The organism is Bosea sp. Tri-49 (assembly GCF_003952665.1).
Classification (GTDB): domain Bacteria; phylum Pseudomonadota; class Alphaproteobacteria; order Rhizobiales; family Beijerinckiaceae; genus Allobosea.
In genome coordinates this window covers 1541858-1555741 of sequence record NZ_CP017946.1, presented here as the reverse complement: position 1 = coordinate 1555741, position 13884 = coordinate 1541858, and the positions used below count along the sequence as shown (strand labels likewise).

Annotated in this window: 15 protein-coding genes; 10 read left to right on the top strand and 5 right to left on the bottom strand. The window is 61.6% G+C overall.

Features of this window, described 5'->3' with window-relative positions; translation table 11 throughout:
• Positions 1-14: 14 nt before the first annotated feature.
• The gene (locus tag BLM15_RS07590) at positions 15-308 is read right to left on the bottom strand and encodes a hypothetical protein (protein WP_126111840.1); all 294 of its coding nucleotides are present in this window, start codon (positions 306-308) and stop codon (positions 15-17) included.
• Positions 309-338: 30 nt separating this feature from the next.
• Between BLM15_RS07590 and BLM15_RS07585 the strand changes: the two genes are divergently transcribed.
• Together BLM15_RS07585 and BLM15_RS07580 are read left to right on the top strand one after the other, a co-directional pair.
• A complete protein-coding gene (locus BLM15_RS07585) occupies positions 339-2288 on the top strand; it encodes a hypothetical protein (protein WP_126111838.1) in 1950 nt (649 codons plus the stop codon).
• Between the two features lie 2 nt (positions 2289-2290).
• Entirely contained in the window at positions 2291-2665 is a 375-nt protein-coding gene (locus tag BLM15_RS07580) for a hypothetical protein (RefSeq protein WP_126111836.1), read from the top strand.
• Here the strand turns inward: BLM15_RS07580 and BLM15_RS07575 are convergent, their stop codons facing one another.
• The gene (locus BLM15_RS07575; RefSeq protein ID WP_126111834.1) at positions 2666-2884 is read right to left on the bottom strand and encodes a hypothetical protein; all 219 of its coding nucleotides are present in this window, start codon (positions 2882-2884) and stop codon (positions 2666-2668) included. It lies immediately after the preceding gene.
• Positions 2885-3068: 184 nt separating this feature from the next.
• On the opposite strand from BLM15_RS07575, the gene BLM15_RS07570 reads away from it, so the two are divergent.
• Positions 3069-3791, top strand: a complete 723-nt coding sequence (locus BLM15_RS07570) for a DUF1833 family protein (RefSeq protein ID WP_126111832.1) — start codon at positions 3069-3071, stop codon at positions 3789-3791.
• Positions 3792-3809: 18 nt separating this feature from the next.
• On the opposite strand, the gene BLM15_RS07565 is transcribed toward BLM15_RS07570, so the two are convergent.
• Entirely contained in the window at positions 3810-4076 is a 267-nt protein-coding gene (locus BLM15_RS07565) for a hypothetical protein (RefSeq protein ID WP_126111830.1), read from the bottom strand.
• Between the two features lie 39 nt (positions 4077-4115).
• Here BLM15_RS07565 and BLM15_RS07560 point away from each other — a divergent pair, with 39 nt between their 5' ends.
• The 7 genes from BLM15_RS07560 (at position 4116) to BLM15_RS07530 (ending at position 11483) form a co-directional block, all read left to right on the top strand.
• Positions 4116-4343 carry a hypothetical protein gene (locus tag BLM15_RS07560; protein WP_126111828.1) on the top strand — a complete coding sequence of 76 codons (228 nt, stop codon included), beginning with the start codon at positions 4116-4118 and terminating at the stop codon, positions 4341-4343.
• The gene (locus tag BLM15_RS07555) at positions 4340-4744 is read left to right on the top strand and encodes a glycoside hydrolase (protein ID WP_126111826.1); all 405 of its coding nucleotides are present in this window, start codon (positions 4340-4342) and stop codon (positions 4742-4744) included. The genes BLM15_RS07560 and BLM15_RS07555 overlap by 4 nt, the downstream gene beginning before the upstream one ends.
• 1 nt (position 4745) lies before the next feature.
• Positions 4746-8057 (top strand): host specificity factor TipJ family phage tail protein, encoded by a 3312-nt coding sequence (locus BLM15_RS07550; protein ID WP_126111824.1) that lies wholly within the window; start codon positions 4746-4748, stop codon positions 8055-8057.
• Positions 8057-8344, top strand: a complete 288-nt coding sequence (locus BLM15_RS07545) for a hypothetical protein (protein ID WP_126111822.1) — start codon at positions 8057-8059, stop codon at positions 8342-8344. The genes BLM15_RS07550 and BLM15_RS07545 overlap by 1 nt, the downstream gene beginning before the upstream one ends.
• Before the next feature lie 38 nt (positions 8345-8382).
• Positions 8383-8985: a hypothetical protein gene (locus BLM15_RS07540; protein WP_126111820.1), complete on the top strand. Its 603-nt coding sequence runs from the start codon at positions 8383-8385 to the stop codon at positions 8983-8985.
• A gap of 72 nt (positions 8986-9057) precedes the next feature.
• Complete coding sequence (locus tag BLM15_RS32185; RefSeq protein WP_164547424.1) at positions 9058-10680, top strand: collagen-like protein; 1623 nt, start codon at positions 9058-9060, stop codon at positions 10678-10680.
• Complete coding sequence (locus BLM15_RS07530) at positions 10677-11483, top strand: sialate O-acetylesterase (RefSeq protein WP_126111818.1); 807 nt, start codon at positions 10677-10679, stop codon at positions 11481-11483. The genes BLM15_RS32185 and BLM15_RS07530 overlap by 4 nt, the downstream gene beginning before the upstream one ends.
• A 363-nt stretch (positions 11484-11846) precedes the next feature.
• Here BLM15_RS07530 and BLM15_RS07525 read toward each other — a convergent pair whose 3' ends face one another.
• Both BLM15_RS07525 and BLM15_RS07520 read right to left on the bottom strand, forming a co-directional pair.
• Positions 11847-12203, bottom strand: a complete 357-nt coding sequence (locus BLM15_RS07525) for a hypothetical protein (RefSeq protein WP_126111816.1) — start codon at positions 12201-12203, stop codon at positions 11847-11849.
• Positions 12204-12219: 16 nt separating this feature from the next.
• A complete protein-coding gene (locus tag BLM15_RS07520; RefSeq protein WP_206438616.1) occupies positions 12220-13800 on the bottom strand; it encodes a glycosyltransferase family 2 protein in 1581 nt (526 codons plus the stop codon).
• Positions 13801-13884 lie beyond the last annotated feature (84 nt).

Genomic DNA, 13884 nt, shown 5'->3' with positions numbered 1-13884 from the left:
AGTTCTCTCGTTCGTTACCGTGTCCCGCGGCTTTTCCACGTCACCTCCTGCTCTTTTGAAGGTTGTGGTTGCGCTACCGCCACGGATGCTCCCGCTAAGATGCGCGCATCCTCGACAGGAAATTTCGCGCGAAGATGCAGAAGGATGGTGTCGAGCAAGTCGGCGATGGTCCCCAGCGCTAAGACGACCGCTCCAAGCCCGATTCCAGTTGCAGCAAGAATTTCGTGAAGGGCACTCGACGCGACGAGTAATACACCGCCGCCGACAAGCATCATCAGAATGCCCAGAAGCTTCAAAAATCCGCTCAAGACCCAACTCCTCCCCGAAGGCTAGATACAATGGCAGGTCAGGACCTGATCGTTTCGGTTGGCGCCAACATCCAGCAATTGGAGCGTCAGCTCAAGGCGTCTGCTCGGCTTGCTGAGGAGGCTGCCGACGACATCGAGGCGAAATTTCGCAAGGCAAACCCGACGCTCGGCGGCGATTTTGGCCTCGGTGCGCTCAAGGGCGCCATCGCTGCGTTCTCGATCGACAGAATCATCAAGAGCTTCGCAGACGCAAATGCGGAGATTGCGTCCTTTGGCGAAACCTCTCGCCGTGTGGGCGTAGACCTTCAGCGTTTCCAGGAACTGCGCCTGGCTGCTCAGAGCAAGGGGGTAGCCGGCAAGGAATTTGACGCCGGGATTGAAGGGCTGGCGAAGAAGCTCAATGAGGCTAGAACCGAAGAGACGGAGCTGTCGCGTCTCTTCGAAGCGAACAATCTCAAGCTGAAATCGCGCACCGGCGAGGTCATCAATACCAACACTGCCCTTTCGGTCGCAGCCGATCTGATTAGTCGCGCTGCGACCGAAATGGATAAGGTTGAGATCGCCGAAAAATTCGGCCTGCCGAAGGATTTTATCCCGCTGCTTGAGCGGGGCGCTGGTGCGCTGAATGACCTCGCTCGAGAAGCGGGTCAGGCCGGATCAGTTCTCGACAGCGACGTCATTGCAAAGGCCAAACAATTTGACGACGCCTGGAATAGCGCTTGGGCCTCTTTCGCTTCGAATAGCAAGGCGGCGATCATTGGTGCTGCCCAAGGACTGTCCGGGCTACTGTCCCAGGTCGGCACCTATCTCGAAAAGGTAGACGAGGCGAACCGAAAGAATTCGCAATCTGCTGATCGGGCTGCGATGCGCGATCGAGCGCGGGACATGGCGCTGGGCAACTCCGGTGGTCGAGATGTGATCGACCAGGCTAGAACGGCCGCGGCTCGTGAGGCGAGGGCGCTTTTCGTCGCGAGCGAAAAGGATCGCTCGGTTACGACGGCGCTACCCCCGTCTCGGCCGACCAGAAACTATATGGGTTCCGATGTTACTCGGAACCCGGGAAAGCCCTCCGGCGGCGGGTCCGGCGGCGGCAAGTCCGAAGAGGAACAGCGCACCGAGCAGGTCCAGCGCTATATCGAAGCTCTTGAGCGCACCAACCGCGTTCTCGCGGCGGAAGAGGCGACGCTCGGCAGGAGCAAAGCTGAGCGCGCTGCAGCGATCGAACTAGCTCGCATCGGCACCGTCACCGACGAGGCGCAGAAGCAGAAGATCATCGAGATCGTTGGAGCAAACGAGCGCTACCGCGAGAGCATCGAGCGGACCAAGCAAGCGCAAAAAGATCTGAATGAAGCCGGGAAGTACTTCGGCTCGGCTGCTGTGGACGCTCTGGAAGATCTCGTCATCAACGGCGGCCGCGCCGGAGACGTAATGAAGCGGTTGATCGCCTCATTGGCCAAGGCTGCAATCCAAGCGGCGCTGCTCGGCGAGGGGCCGCTCGCCGGCATCTTCGGCACTAAGGGCGTCGGCGGCAGTTTGGGCGGCTTGTTCGGACTCTTCGGCGGCGGCGTCAAGGCGGCCTCCGGCGGCTATATCTCCGGGCCTGGCACCGGCCGCAGCGACTCGATCTCCGCGCGTCTCTCCAACGGCGAGTATGTCATCAATGCCCGCGCCACGAAGCAGAACCGAGCTCTGCTGGATGCGATCAATTCCGGCAAGATCCCCAGATTCGCCGATGGCGGGCTGGTGGGGCGCGTTCCGACGATCCCTGCCGCTTCGCGCACCCAGGGCGGGATGCGGGTGGTCGTCAACAACACGGTATCGGATCAGGTGCAGGCGACGCCACAGCAGAACCGGGACGGATCGATGCAGATCATCATCGAGGCCATCAAGGGCGACATCGCCAACGATCTCGTCACTGGGCGCGGGGCGATCAGCCAAGCCTTCGGGGCGGTGCGCTCCGGCCGGCAGCTGAGGGGCTGAGCATGATCGCCGCCTGGCCGTCTCAGGTGCCGTTCCGCTCGCCCGTCAACGGCATTGTTGCGGGACAGTCCTACAGCGCGCCGCGCCAGAGCCAGACCGAGGACGGACCGGCCATCCTGCGCCCGCAGCCCGGCCCGCGGGCGACTGAGCTGCCTTGGCGCAGCCCGTTGCTGTCGCTCGCCGAGTGGGAGGCCTTCGAGCAGTTTGCCCGGAGAACGCTTCGTCAGGGGACGTTGCCGTTCAAGATGCCGGTCTGGCGACCGAACGGCTACTATGTCGATCGCGTCTGCCAGATCAAGGATGGCGCGTTCTCGACCGATTTTTCGGTCGCAAGCCGGGTCGTCGTCTCCTTCACGCTGATCGTCTGGAACTGGTAGTCAATCGGGGAGATCAGGCGGTGAAACAGGCACCTTCGCGCGTGTCTCGCGCTGAATCTGCGTCAGCATGTTCATCAGGAACATTGCGTTCGGCAGATCCATCGTCAGCTGGAAGAGTGATCCACTACGGTCGTTGCACTGCAGCTCGACCTGGCTTTGAGTCGTCAGTATCGCACCGCGAATTGACGTTTGACCGAGATCTCGAACTCCGTTCGGCATCATTCCCTCCGGTTGTGGGCCGGCGAACCGAGGCCGGCATTGTTTATGGCCGTTTCGACCTCAAAGTTTGATAGGCACAGATCTCATGCTTTCCCGCATAGCCAAGCGAGCGTGTTCGAGAAGCTCCCGCGCGTTCTGCAATCGCTCGGGATCGTTTGTGCGAACGACCTGAACAGAGCTGAGCGTGGTGATCGCTGATTTCATCATGCGTTCCATCTCGAACTCGGACAGCGCGCTTTTCTCAATAAGCGTGGCGATCAGCGCGTTCAGCTGCGCGTGCGTTGCCCAATACGGCAGCGCCCGTAACGTCGGCCTCATCATTCATTCGAACCCCTCCCGTCCCCGGGGGTTAGCCAAGCACGCTGCGGTTGCAGTGTCGAATCTGGAGGTTCTCGTGGCCCTCTCTGTTGCGCTTCAGGAAGCTTATGCGGCCGTCGACGTTTCCGGAGACATCCTCCACACGCTGGAGTTCAACCACCCGACTTTCGATGAGCCCCAGCGCTTCGTGCAGGGCACCCGCATTGCCGGCGAGTACGAGGCTGTCTCGCTGCCGGTGCCGGGCAATCTTGCGGCCGTGTTCAAGATCGTGGACTTCGGCTTCACGCTGCCCAGCCAGGAAGAGGGCGGCGTCTCAAAGGCGAAGATCCGGATCGACAACGTCTCGGGTCAGCTGCAGGACGCGCTTCGAGGCGCAATCTCATCGGATTACCCCTTCACGCTGGTCTATCGCACCTACTCGACCAACGACCTCAACAACCCCGAGGTCTATTTCGGCCTCAACCTGCGCAAGGTCTCGCTCAACGCCTACTCGGCCGAGGGAGAGCTTTCATATGAGGAGGTCGAGATGCAGGCGTTCCCCGGCCTGACTTATGACCTCGATCTGTATCCTGCGCTCTATGGGCAGTGATCGCGCCGCCGGCGCGATTCACGGCAGGTGCGGTGGTACTCGGATCGATGCGAAGAACCGGCTCACATAGCCGGACGCCGCCTCGCGCACGTACTCGGTAGTTAGCTCATCAGCCTGGGTGCTCAGTTGCTCCAAATTCTTGACGGTCGCCTCTTCTAGCGCCTGCGCCATTTGGCGGAAGTCAGCTTTGCTGCCGGCATTCATCAAGGCTCCGTAGATGGTCTGCATGAGCGAAGCCATCGCGATCCGATGCGCCACGGCATCAGCACGTTCTCTGTCGTCCAAGTCGTCCTCCCATCGTTCCTGTTCCATAGGAGAGCCGAAGTGCTTCGTCGTCAATTTCTCGCGCTGCTCGGCGCCGCGCCTGCTGCAGCGGTGATCCCCACTGTCGCCGCGGCCAAATCCTCAGAGTTGACAGCTATCGACGCCGATCTCGGGTCGATTGTCGCCGGCTCGATCAATATCGGTTCGCGCTTAGTAATCGGTGCCGACGGCACCATGAGGGTCTTCGACGCTAACGGCGTGCTGCGGGTCTGCATGGGGCGGTGGTGAGCGTCGAGAGCTTTCTCGCTGCCCACATCGGCAAGCCCTACGATCGTACCGGCCTGCACTGCTGGGAGCTGACCCGGCTCAGTCAGGCGCAGATCTTCGGCCGCCCGCTGCCGATCGTGCTGAGCGTGCCGGAGAGCAAGCGCGAGCTCATCGCCTTGATGGCGGGTCGCGACGAGGCAGGCGACTGGCGCCAGGTCGCTGAGCCGGAGCACGGCGCCGTCGTCTTCATGACCCGTCGCGGCCACGGCCCGAGCCGCGCCGCGGTTCACTGCGGCACCTGGCTCGCCCTCGATGGCGGCGGGGTGCTGCACACTGACGAAGAGCACGGCGTCGTCTTCGACAGCCTGCTCGAACTCTCCGCCCGCAACTGGGCCAGCCCGAGCTTCTACGTACCCGCCTGACATGACAGCAATCCTCTTCCAGCGCTGCGACGGCCAGAAGGCCGGCGACGGCATCATCACGCCGCGTGGCCGGCGCCGACTGTCGACGCTGGTGCGACGGCATGCGGACCGCTCGCGCCCGCATATCGTCAGCCTGCACCGCAAGGGGCAGCCGCTGGCGGTGACGGATTTCTCCGTTCGTCTGCGCAAGCAGTGGCGCCACACGACCGTTGGGCCGCAAGACACCGTCGTCATCGTCTATTTGCCTCAGGGTGGCGGCGGTGGCGGGCAGACGGGCCGCGGCGGCGGCAAGCAGATGGGCGCAGCAATCGGCCTGGTCGTCGCCACCATCGCGCTGGCGGCGGTCGGGCAGTTCTGGGCAATTGGCGCGCTCAATGGGGCACTCGGCCTTGCCGCATCGAGTGCTGTTGGTGGCACGATCTGGGCGGCCGGGTCGGCTGCGTTGCTGGCTGGTGCCGGATACCTGCTGTCGAAGGCGACGCAGGCGAAAGCCAACAAGGAAGCCGAGAACCGCCCGGTCTATGGCGTTTCCGGCGGCGGCAACCTGCCGCGCTCGGGCGACCGCATTCCAGTTCTCTATGGCCGCTGCTGGAACTCGCCGGATCTCTCGCAGCCGGATTACGCCGTCTACGATGGCGACGACCAGGTGCTCTACAAGCGCCTGACGATCGGCTGCGGCAAATATGCGATCAAGTCGATCCGCGTCGGCGGCATCACCATGTGGACGGATAGCGGTGGTCTGACGCCACCGTTCACCGGCGCGAACTTCGAGGTGATCCAGCCCGGCGGCACGTCCTCGCTGGTGCCGGGCGCCGTTGCAACCGTGCAAGCCGTCTCCGGCAACGAACTGCCGCGCGCAACCGACTTCCCGAACTGGGCCGGGCCGTTCGACTTCGGGGTCGATGCGCCGGATCAGAGCCGCATTCAGCTCGACTTCTCGCTGCCGCAGGGCGTCTATGCCGTCCCGCAGTCCGGAAAGTTCGAGGGGAAGCAGTTCCCGACCGATTGGGGCGTGCTCTTCGAATACGCGCCCTGCGATGAAGACGGCAATGTCATCGGCGCTTGGTCGACGCTCTTCAGCGATGGCGGAAACACGCTGACGACGCGCCCGATGCGGTTTACCAGCTTCGTCAATATCACGGCCGGCCGATACACCTACCGCGCCCGCAACACCGGGGCGGCTGCGGAGGTGGAGCATCCCGGAGGCTTCACTGCCGACATCACGAACGCCGTGGTGTGGGAGGGCCTGCGCGCCCATGTACCGGAGGCGATAGTCCGCCCTGGCGTGACCGAACTTGCCATGGTGATCCGCTCCGGCAAGGCGCTGGGCGTGACCTCCTTCGGCGAGGTCGAAGTCGAGAGCAGCCGCATCCTGCCGGTCTGGTATGGCGGTGTCACAGGTTGGGTCGAGGAAGAGACCGACAAGTGCGTCTGGGCCGCGGCAGACATCTTGCGCAACCAGCTGCACGGCGCCGGCATCGCCGACGGCTCGATCGATCTCGCGCGCCTGAAGCACTACTTCGACACGCTGACCGAGTACGACGCGTTCTCTGGCGTCATCCGCGGACCGATCTCCGTCTATGAGGCGCTCTCGACCGTACTTGGCACGATGCGGGCGTCGCCGCTGCGGCTCGGGTCGATCTGGACGATCGTCCGCGACGAGGCGAAGTCGGTCCGCAAGCACGTCATTTCCCGGCGCCAGATCCTGCGGGATTCGAGCGCGCAGGAATTCACGCTCGATCTCTCGGATGGCTCGGCTGATGTCATCGTCGAATGGCTCGCCGGCGGCGATCCGAAACGTCGGCGCGAGAAGCGCGTCACCTTCGGCACGTTGACCACGACGCCGCGCCGGATGGCGGCCACGGGCGTCACCGATGCGGCCCATGCGATCCATCTCGCTACCTGGGCGGCAGCGACGGCCTATTATCGGCGCGAGCGGCGCAGCGTTGCGACGGAGCTCGCCGGCCGGCTGCTGCTGCCGAACGATTCAGCCAGCATTGACAGCTGGTACTTCGACGCTCTCCAGACGGGCGGTATCCTCGCGCGCGACGGCTTTCGTATTGAGATCGACAGCGACCTCGATCTGCCCGCCAGCCCATACGCCATTCTTCGGGCGAGGGACGGTAAGGAATGGGGCCCGATCGCAGTCACGCGAGACGGCTCTTCGCTGGTCCTCAATGCCGACGATGTTGCGCAGGCTTTCCTGCTGACCGGCCTGACGCTCGATCAGGTTTTGAACACCGCCACGCAGCAGTTCACCACGATCGTCATCGGCACGCTTTCGACGGTACAGGACGCTTGGCTGATCCGGTCGATCCGCTTCAGCGGCGAGACGCGGGTCGATGTCGAGGCGGTCTATGACGCGCCTGAGGTCTGGAGCGCACTGGGCGAGTCGATCACGCCGCCCCCGCCACCGCCATCCTCAGGGCTGGAGACGCCGGATAGCCTCGTCATCCCCTATGTCCGCGCCAATGCCGTCCAGAAGAACGGCGCGATGTTCATGGACTGGACCTGCGGCAGGGTTCGCCAAGCAGCCGCCTATGTCGTGCTGGTCTCCTACGACAATTGGGAGACCTCCGAGAATGCTCACTACGGCGAGGCCTCCTCCGGCTCATACCCGCTACGGGAATACACCGGCATCATCTACGTCCGGGCCTTTGTGGTTTCGCAGGCCGGCACGCGCAGCGCGATCGTCTCGACGCAGTTCTTAGTGAAGCCGGCTGTTCTCAACCTTGAGAATGCCATTCACGGTTCGCTGCGGCTCGAGGCTTTCACCGATGGGATCGAGCCGGTCGGCCTGACCGACGGCTTGCCCGATCCGGTCGGCTACACCGGGCCGAAGCTGATCGCCAACCTCGAAGGCAGCGACCTCAAGCTCTACAAATACGAGAATGGCGTTTGGGTTGCGGCGGTCAACACCGATGACCTCGTCGGCGTCATCTCCGAAACTCAGATCGCGCCTGACTCAATCTCGACGCCGAAGCTGAAGGCCAATGCGGTCACGACAGCCAAGCTCGCCGCCGGTGCCGTTACGGCTAACGAGATCGCCGCCAACGCGGTGATCGCCGCGAAAATCCAGGCCGGCGCCGTTAGCGCTGACAAGATCAACGTCACCAAGCTCGACGCGATTTCGGCGGATCTCGGCTCAATCCTCGCCGGCGCGCTCAACATCAACAATCGCTTCTTCGTCGCTGCGGATGGCACGGTGACGATCCTGTCGGCCGCCACCGGCGCGCGGCTGGTTATCAGCGCCAGCCAGATCTTGGTCTATGACGCGAGCGAGGTGCTGCGCGTGCGTCTCGGGGTTTGGTAGTGCCGGCTGGGTTTGAGGTCTTTGACCAATTCGGCAACAAGAAGATCGATGGCACCGACCGGATCCCCAGGTTCCTTGGCATCTTCTTCTTTCCCGCGGGCGCGGCCGGCACGATCACGATCGATGGGTTGCTGACTGGCGCACCGTTTTTCTCAGCGACACCTCACGGCAGCGCGCTCGGATTCGGAGCAAACAATGAAACGGTCCCGTCCATCATCTTCGACGGAAACCTGATGCATTTTTCGAGTTTTCTCTGTGACCAGCGCATTATCGTTTGGGTGTACTAATGACAGGGGGTCTATACATCCTTAACGATTTCGGTTCAGTGCAAATCGACGAAAACTGGAAGAATTATGGGTTCAAACAGCTAATCCCGTTGAGCGTCCATGTCGCAGCAGGCTCAAATTTCACCGCCAACACTTATTCGGTCTCGGTCGCCGGCGAAGCGATCTTGATCGCGCCTGTCACATCAAATCTTGCCGTGACCGTACTGAGAACGGAATATGTCGGCGGCGTTTGGACTTTCTATCTGCTGATCATGAGGCAGTTCATCTTGTCGTTCGACGAGTTCGAAACTGCTCAGATTTATGTTTTTGACATCATTCCTCCTGCGCCTTTCAGTAACGTTGGCTTAGAAGTCTTTAATGCTCTCGGTGAGCGGACATTCCATTCCGACATGAATCCGCTGAAGGCCCGCGCAGTTTTGCCCGGCAGTGTCGGCTTCGGCGGCCCCTCGGATAGAGTGTATGCGCCTCTGGCTCTAACCCACACTCGCCACTTCGATCCGATCAGCGGAATTCAATATTGGGGGCTGCGCCGTTCAGGCTCCACCATCTTCCCAACGCAGTACAACATTCCCGGCGGCGGCTTCTTCGGGGTCAGCGTCAATGATGGCCTGTATGCCGCGGTCGACGTGACCGGGCTCTAGTAGAGCCACAAGCAATACTTCTTCAACCTACCAAAAGCCGCCTCCGGGTGGCTCTTCTGCGTGGACATCGCCATGACCGAAAAGACGATCGCGATCTTCCAGATCTCGACGGAAGAAGACCTGCGGTTTCAGCTCGACTTTGTCGGTCTCGTCCTGACGGGGCGGACGCTCAAGGTCAACGTGCGAGAGCGGTCTTCCAATTCGCTGAAGGTCGCGCTGGTGGCGCCCAACCTCGCATTGCTGGGGCCAAGCAGCATTACCGCCGGCTACTCAAAGACGGAGATGGCGGCGTGGGCAGTCGGGGAATACGAGGCCGACCTTATTGACGAGACTGGTGGCTCGTTCACTCGGCTCATGGCGGTCCGTTTCGTCTACGATCACCCAGGCAATCTCGTCTACGGTGTCCGCGGTAACAAGGCGACCATCACATGGTCGGGCAACCAGGCGGTCGTAACCGCGATCGGTGGTGTCGGGCCGCCGGGGCCCGCAAATACGCTAACGATCGGCACTGTTGAGACGCTTGATACCGGCGAGGAGGCGACGGCCGAGGTCACCGGACTAGCTCCCAATCAGGAGCTGAATCTGGGGTTGCCGCGAGGCGCTCAGGGTATCCAAGGCATCCAGGGTATCCAGGGCATTCAGGGGCCGCAGGGCAACACCGGCCCCCAAGGAGCTACCGGCGCTCAGGGACCGCAGGGTACCCAGGGCGTCCAAGGCGCAACCGGACCAGAAGGCCCGGAGGGAGATCAAGGCCCGCAAGGAGTGCAGGGGGAGACCGGCGCCCAGGGCCCAGCAGGCACGGTTGAGGGGGCAGGGCGTCTAACCCTTAGCTCGGGGGTAGCTGTTCCGGAGGCCGACCTGACCGGACAGACGACCATCTATTTCATGCCGGTACAGGGCGACTATCTCGCGATTTGGAACGGCTCGAGTCTCGTCAATCGTCCGTTTTCCCAGCGCACCTTTCTGCTGAGCTCGACCTATCATGTGTCCGGGTCGATCTACGACCTCTTCGTCGGCTGGAACGGCACAGTTCTGTACATGGGCTCCGGTCCCGCCTGGTCGTCGAACACGGCGCGTGCCGAGGTGGTCGAACGGGCCAACGGCATTTGGGCGAACGAAACCAGCCTGGACATTCGTTACGGGACCGGTGCCTTGGACGTCATCAACGTGGCCGCCCATCAGGCGCGCTATGTCGGCAGCTTTTACGCCACGGCAAACGGACAGGCGACTGATAGCCGTCTAAAGCGACTGTTGTTCAATGCAGAAAACCAGGCCGCGCGCCCGCTCTATGTGGATGAATCGGCCAGCAACTGGAACTATTCAACAAACTTGTTCCGTCAAGCGAACGCGAACGCCAACAACAAGGTTGAGATCCTTAACGGCCTCGGCGGATTGAGGACGACGCTCCGCGCGCGGGGGATGGTCAAAAACTCGACCACAACCGCCCGCGCAAGCATGGTCGGAATCGGCATCGACAGTACGACGGTCAATTCTGCGAAGCTCCTCGTCCCGGCGTACTGCACCGACGCAATATTTGCCGGGCCGACTGCAGAGTATGTCGATCAGGTCGGGTTCGGCTATCACACGCTCAACTGGCTCGAACGAGGTGACACTGCCGATACCCAAACATGGTGGGGGTCAAACGCTGGCTCATTCCCATGGCGCACCGGATTGGTCGGTGAGTTCATCGGATGAGATTCATCGCATCTGCACCTGATCCCTTCGCGATGCCTGAAAGCAGCAACACGGCGGGCCGGGGCGGGAATTGGAACCCCACCGGCAAGACAGTCGTCGATCCTCGCCCGGTGCCCGGTGAAAATGCTGGCGTCTTCATCGTGTGGGGCCAATCGTCTGCAACGAACGCCGCTGCGGGAACTTATGTCCCCACAAACGCGGCACATCTGTTCAACCTCAATCCCTACGATGGCGGGATATATCGGGCCTCCGGCTCTCTCTTGGGCTGCGACTACGCCGATAACCTGACGAACGTCGACAACATGTTCACTCGGGCTGGCGACAAGCTGCTGACCGATGACGTGTTTGACCGGGTGATCCTGGCGCCATGCGGCATGGGCGGTACGTTCATCGCGCAGTGGGAGGCCTCCCTCTACCAGCGCATCATAGCGACGTGGAAGCGATGTCTCGCTCAAGGCTATGACGTGACGGCCATCCTCCAGCAACACGGAGAATGGGACAACAACTTCGGGACGACGCAGGCGGCCTATCGAGCTTCGGGAAATGCCGTCATTGCCAAGGTGCGTGCCGCCGGGTGCAGTGCGCCGTGGTTCATCGCCAAGTCCACCTATTACAGTAATCCGGGAGCAGCGATCAGAGCCGCTATCGACCAGATCGTGAGTGACACCGCGAACGTTTTTGCCGGCCCCGATACAGATGTGATCCTTACCCCAGCAGGACGCTATGACGCTGTCCACTGGAATGCGACGGGAGCGGATCAAGCAGCCGGTCTATGGCGGGATGTACTGGCCGGGGATTTCTAACCGCGGGCGATCAGGGTCTTGCGGGCGACTTAGGCCAATCCAGTAAAACCAGAGATGGAACGCCACAAATGCGGCGCCCACCAGCATTCCAATTGTCGCCACTTGCTTATCCGTCATAGGCGCATTTTACCTCGTCGCCATCTATCCCGCTAGCCGCTTGCTCTGTCACTTTCAGTTACAGATCGTCGTGTAGCCGATTGTATTGCAAACAACTGGTCCGGAATTCGCGGCTATGGCCGCCGCACGCCGGTTGCGCTCTCCGTCGTCGCGTTCAAGGGGACGGGCCTCGGCACGTTGCTCATCCTGGCCGACGGGCGGGTGATTGCAAATGACTGGCCGTTGGCGGGTTCAACTCGTTTAACGTCACATTCCCCGTGGTGGATGATGACTGGTCGACGTCTGATCTTTGACGACGGCGTTCTTCTCGGCCAGGGTCGCGACGATGCGCTCTACGCTGCCCTTCATGAAGGTAAGATCGGGCAAGCGGGCAACGGCCGCATCTCGCTCGCGGGTGAGCGCTCTGTTGAGGGCCGAAGAAGCTTCGATGCGCTCGTTCAGGCGTCGAATCTCTTGGTCGCAATAGTCGCGGATTTCCGCTTCCGCGGCCAAGCGCCGGGCTTCGCTTTGCTCAACGCGCCGCAGCGCTTCGATGCGTTCGGCGTCCAGTCGGGCTATCGTGGCGTATAGCCTGCCGAGCATCGGCAGCTTCCTCAAGATCATCGATAGACTCCTGCTGTCAGGTATCTTCTTGTTCGCCGCGAAGACGGGATGCAAGCTTTTTAAGTTGAATAACGTGCTCTTTATGCTGGTATAGTTCGTCAGAAGCGCAGACATCAGCCAGAATATTCTCTACGCCCGTGATCTGTTTGCTCTTGTCAAAGGCAGTGGAGCTGTCATCTGCTCTGACGATCGTCAGAGCTCGGCTGATCCCCATGATACCGTGCGCGGATGCAATGTGCAGCCACAGGACCACGTCCTCGCCGATCCGGATGTGCTCGGGGAAGGAGAACCCTTCGTCGATCAGGGATCGCGCTACCATCACTGTCGGGGTTGCTACGCTGCAACTGCCTATGATGTCGGGGAAGGCATTCGCAGACCCGCTTTCCTGCAGGGTGATGTCACCGTGGCGCGCCCGCGCGTAGCTGGTATGGCTGAACGCGGCGCCGGCACCGGCCATGGCTATCAGCTGCTCGGAGATTTTGGTCGGGAGAAACAGGTCGTCCGCGTCGAGGAACGCGACATAGTCGCCCTTGGCGGCGCGCCAGCCATTGTTGCGAGCAGCGGCGGGGCCGGCGTTGCGCTGGCTTATCAGCCGCGCATTCGGATGTCCCGCCAAGGCCGCCCGAACGCCAGACAGGTCTTCTTTGCAACCGTCATCAACGACAATGATCTCTATGCGTCGATGCGTCTGTTCCTTGACGCTCTCGATCGCGCTGACCGCCATGTCGACCCGATCGAACAGGGGGATGACGACGGACACCAGCACGCCGTCAATGACGGTCTTCACGCGCCTCTTGGCTTCGCTGGCAGCTTCGACCAGTTTGTTTTCACCCAGGAATTTGGACATCCCCACCAGGAAGGCGGCCTCCGAACCTTCCCATTTGACCTTTTCGGCCGGGGTTATCCCGTTGATGACGCGCATCCAGAAACGGGTCGCTTCGATCGTGTGATCGATCTTCTTCGAGCCCTGCTCGTCGTGCCAGCGGCTCTCGATCAGGACGTCTGCCATGTGGACGAAAGGGAAGGTGCGGAACGACCGGAACCAGAGATCGTAGTCTTGAGTGGTCGGGAGATTGATGTCGAAATTGCCGACGCGGTCGAAGAGCGCTCGCGGCACGAAGACACTGCACCCGTGGATGCAGCCCCTCAAAAGGGCGTAACTCGGTTTCTTCGTCAGGAGTTCATGGTCGAGACGAACGTCGGTGATCGTCTCGCCCGTCTCATTGATCAACCTGTAGTCACTGATCAAGACGGCGTCGGGGCGTCCAAGAGATTCCCAATGCTCGACTTGGCGGGCCGTCTTCTCAGGCAAATGCCGGTCATCATGCGAGAGCCAGCAAAACACGTCGCCGGTCATCGCCTCGATACCGGCGTTCAAGGCCGATGCGACCCCGCCGTTCGGTTTGGAAATGTACTTGATCCGCTCGCCATAGGACCGAGCGATGCGATCGGTTTCCCCAGCGTCGTTTGAGCCGTCATTCACGACGATGATTTCGGTGTTGGGCCATGTTTGGGCCAACGCGGAATCGATCGCATCCCGCATGTAATTGGCCCCGTTGTAGACCGGGACGATGATTGAAACACGCAGGGCTCGCATATCGGGGCTCATACAAGACGCCAGCCCGGCGCGCTAGCCCACTTTTCACCAGCCGCCTCCGGGCGGCCTTTCTACACCCGGAGC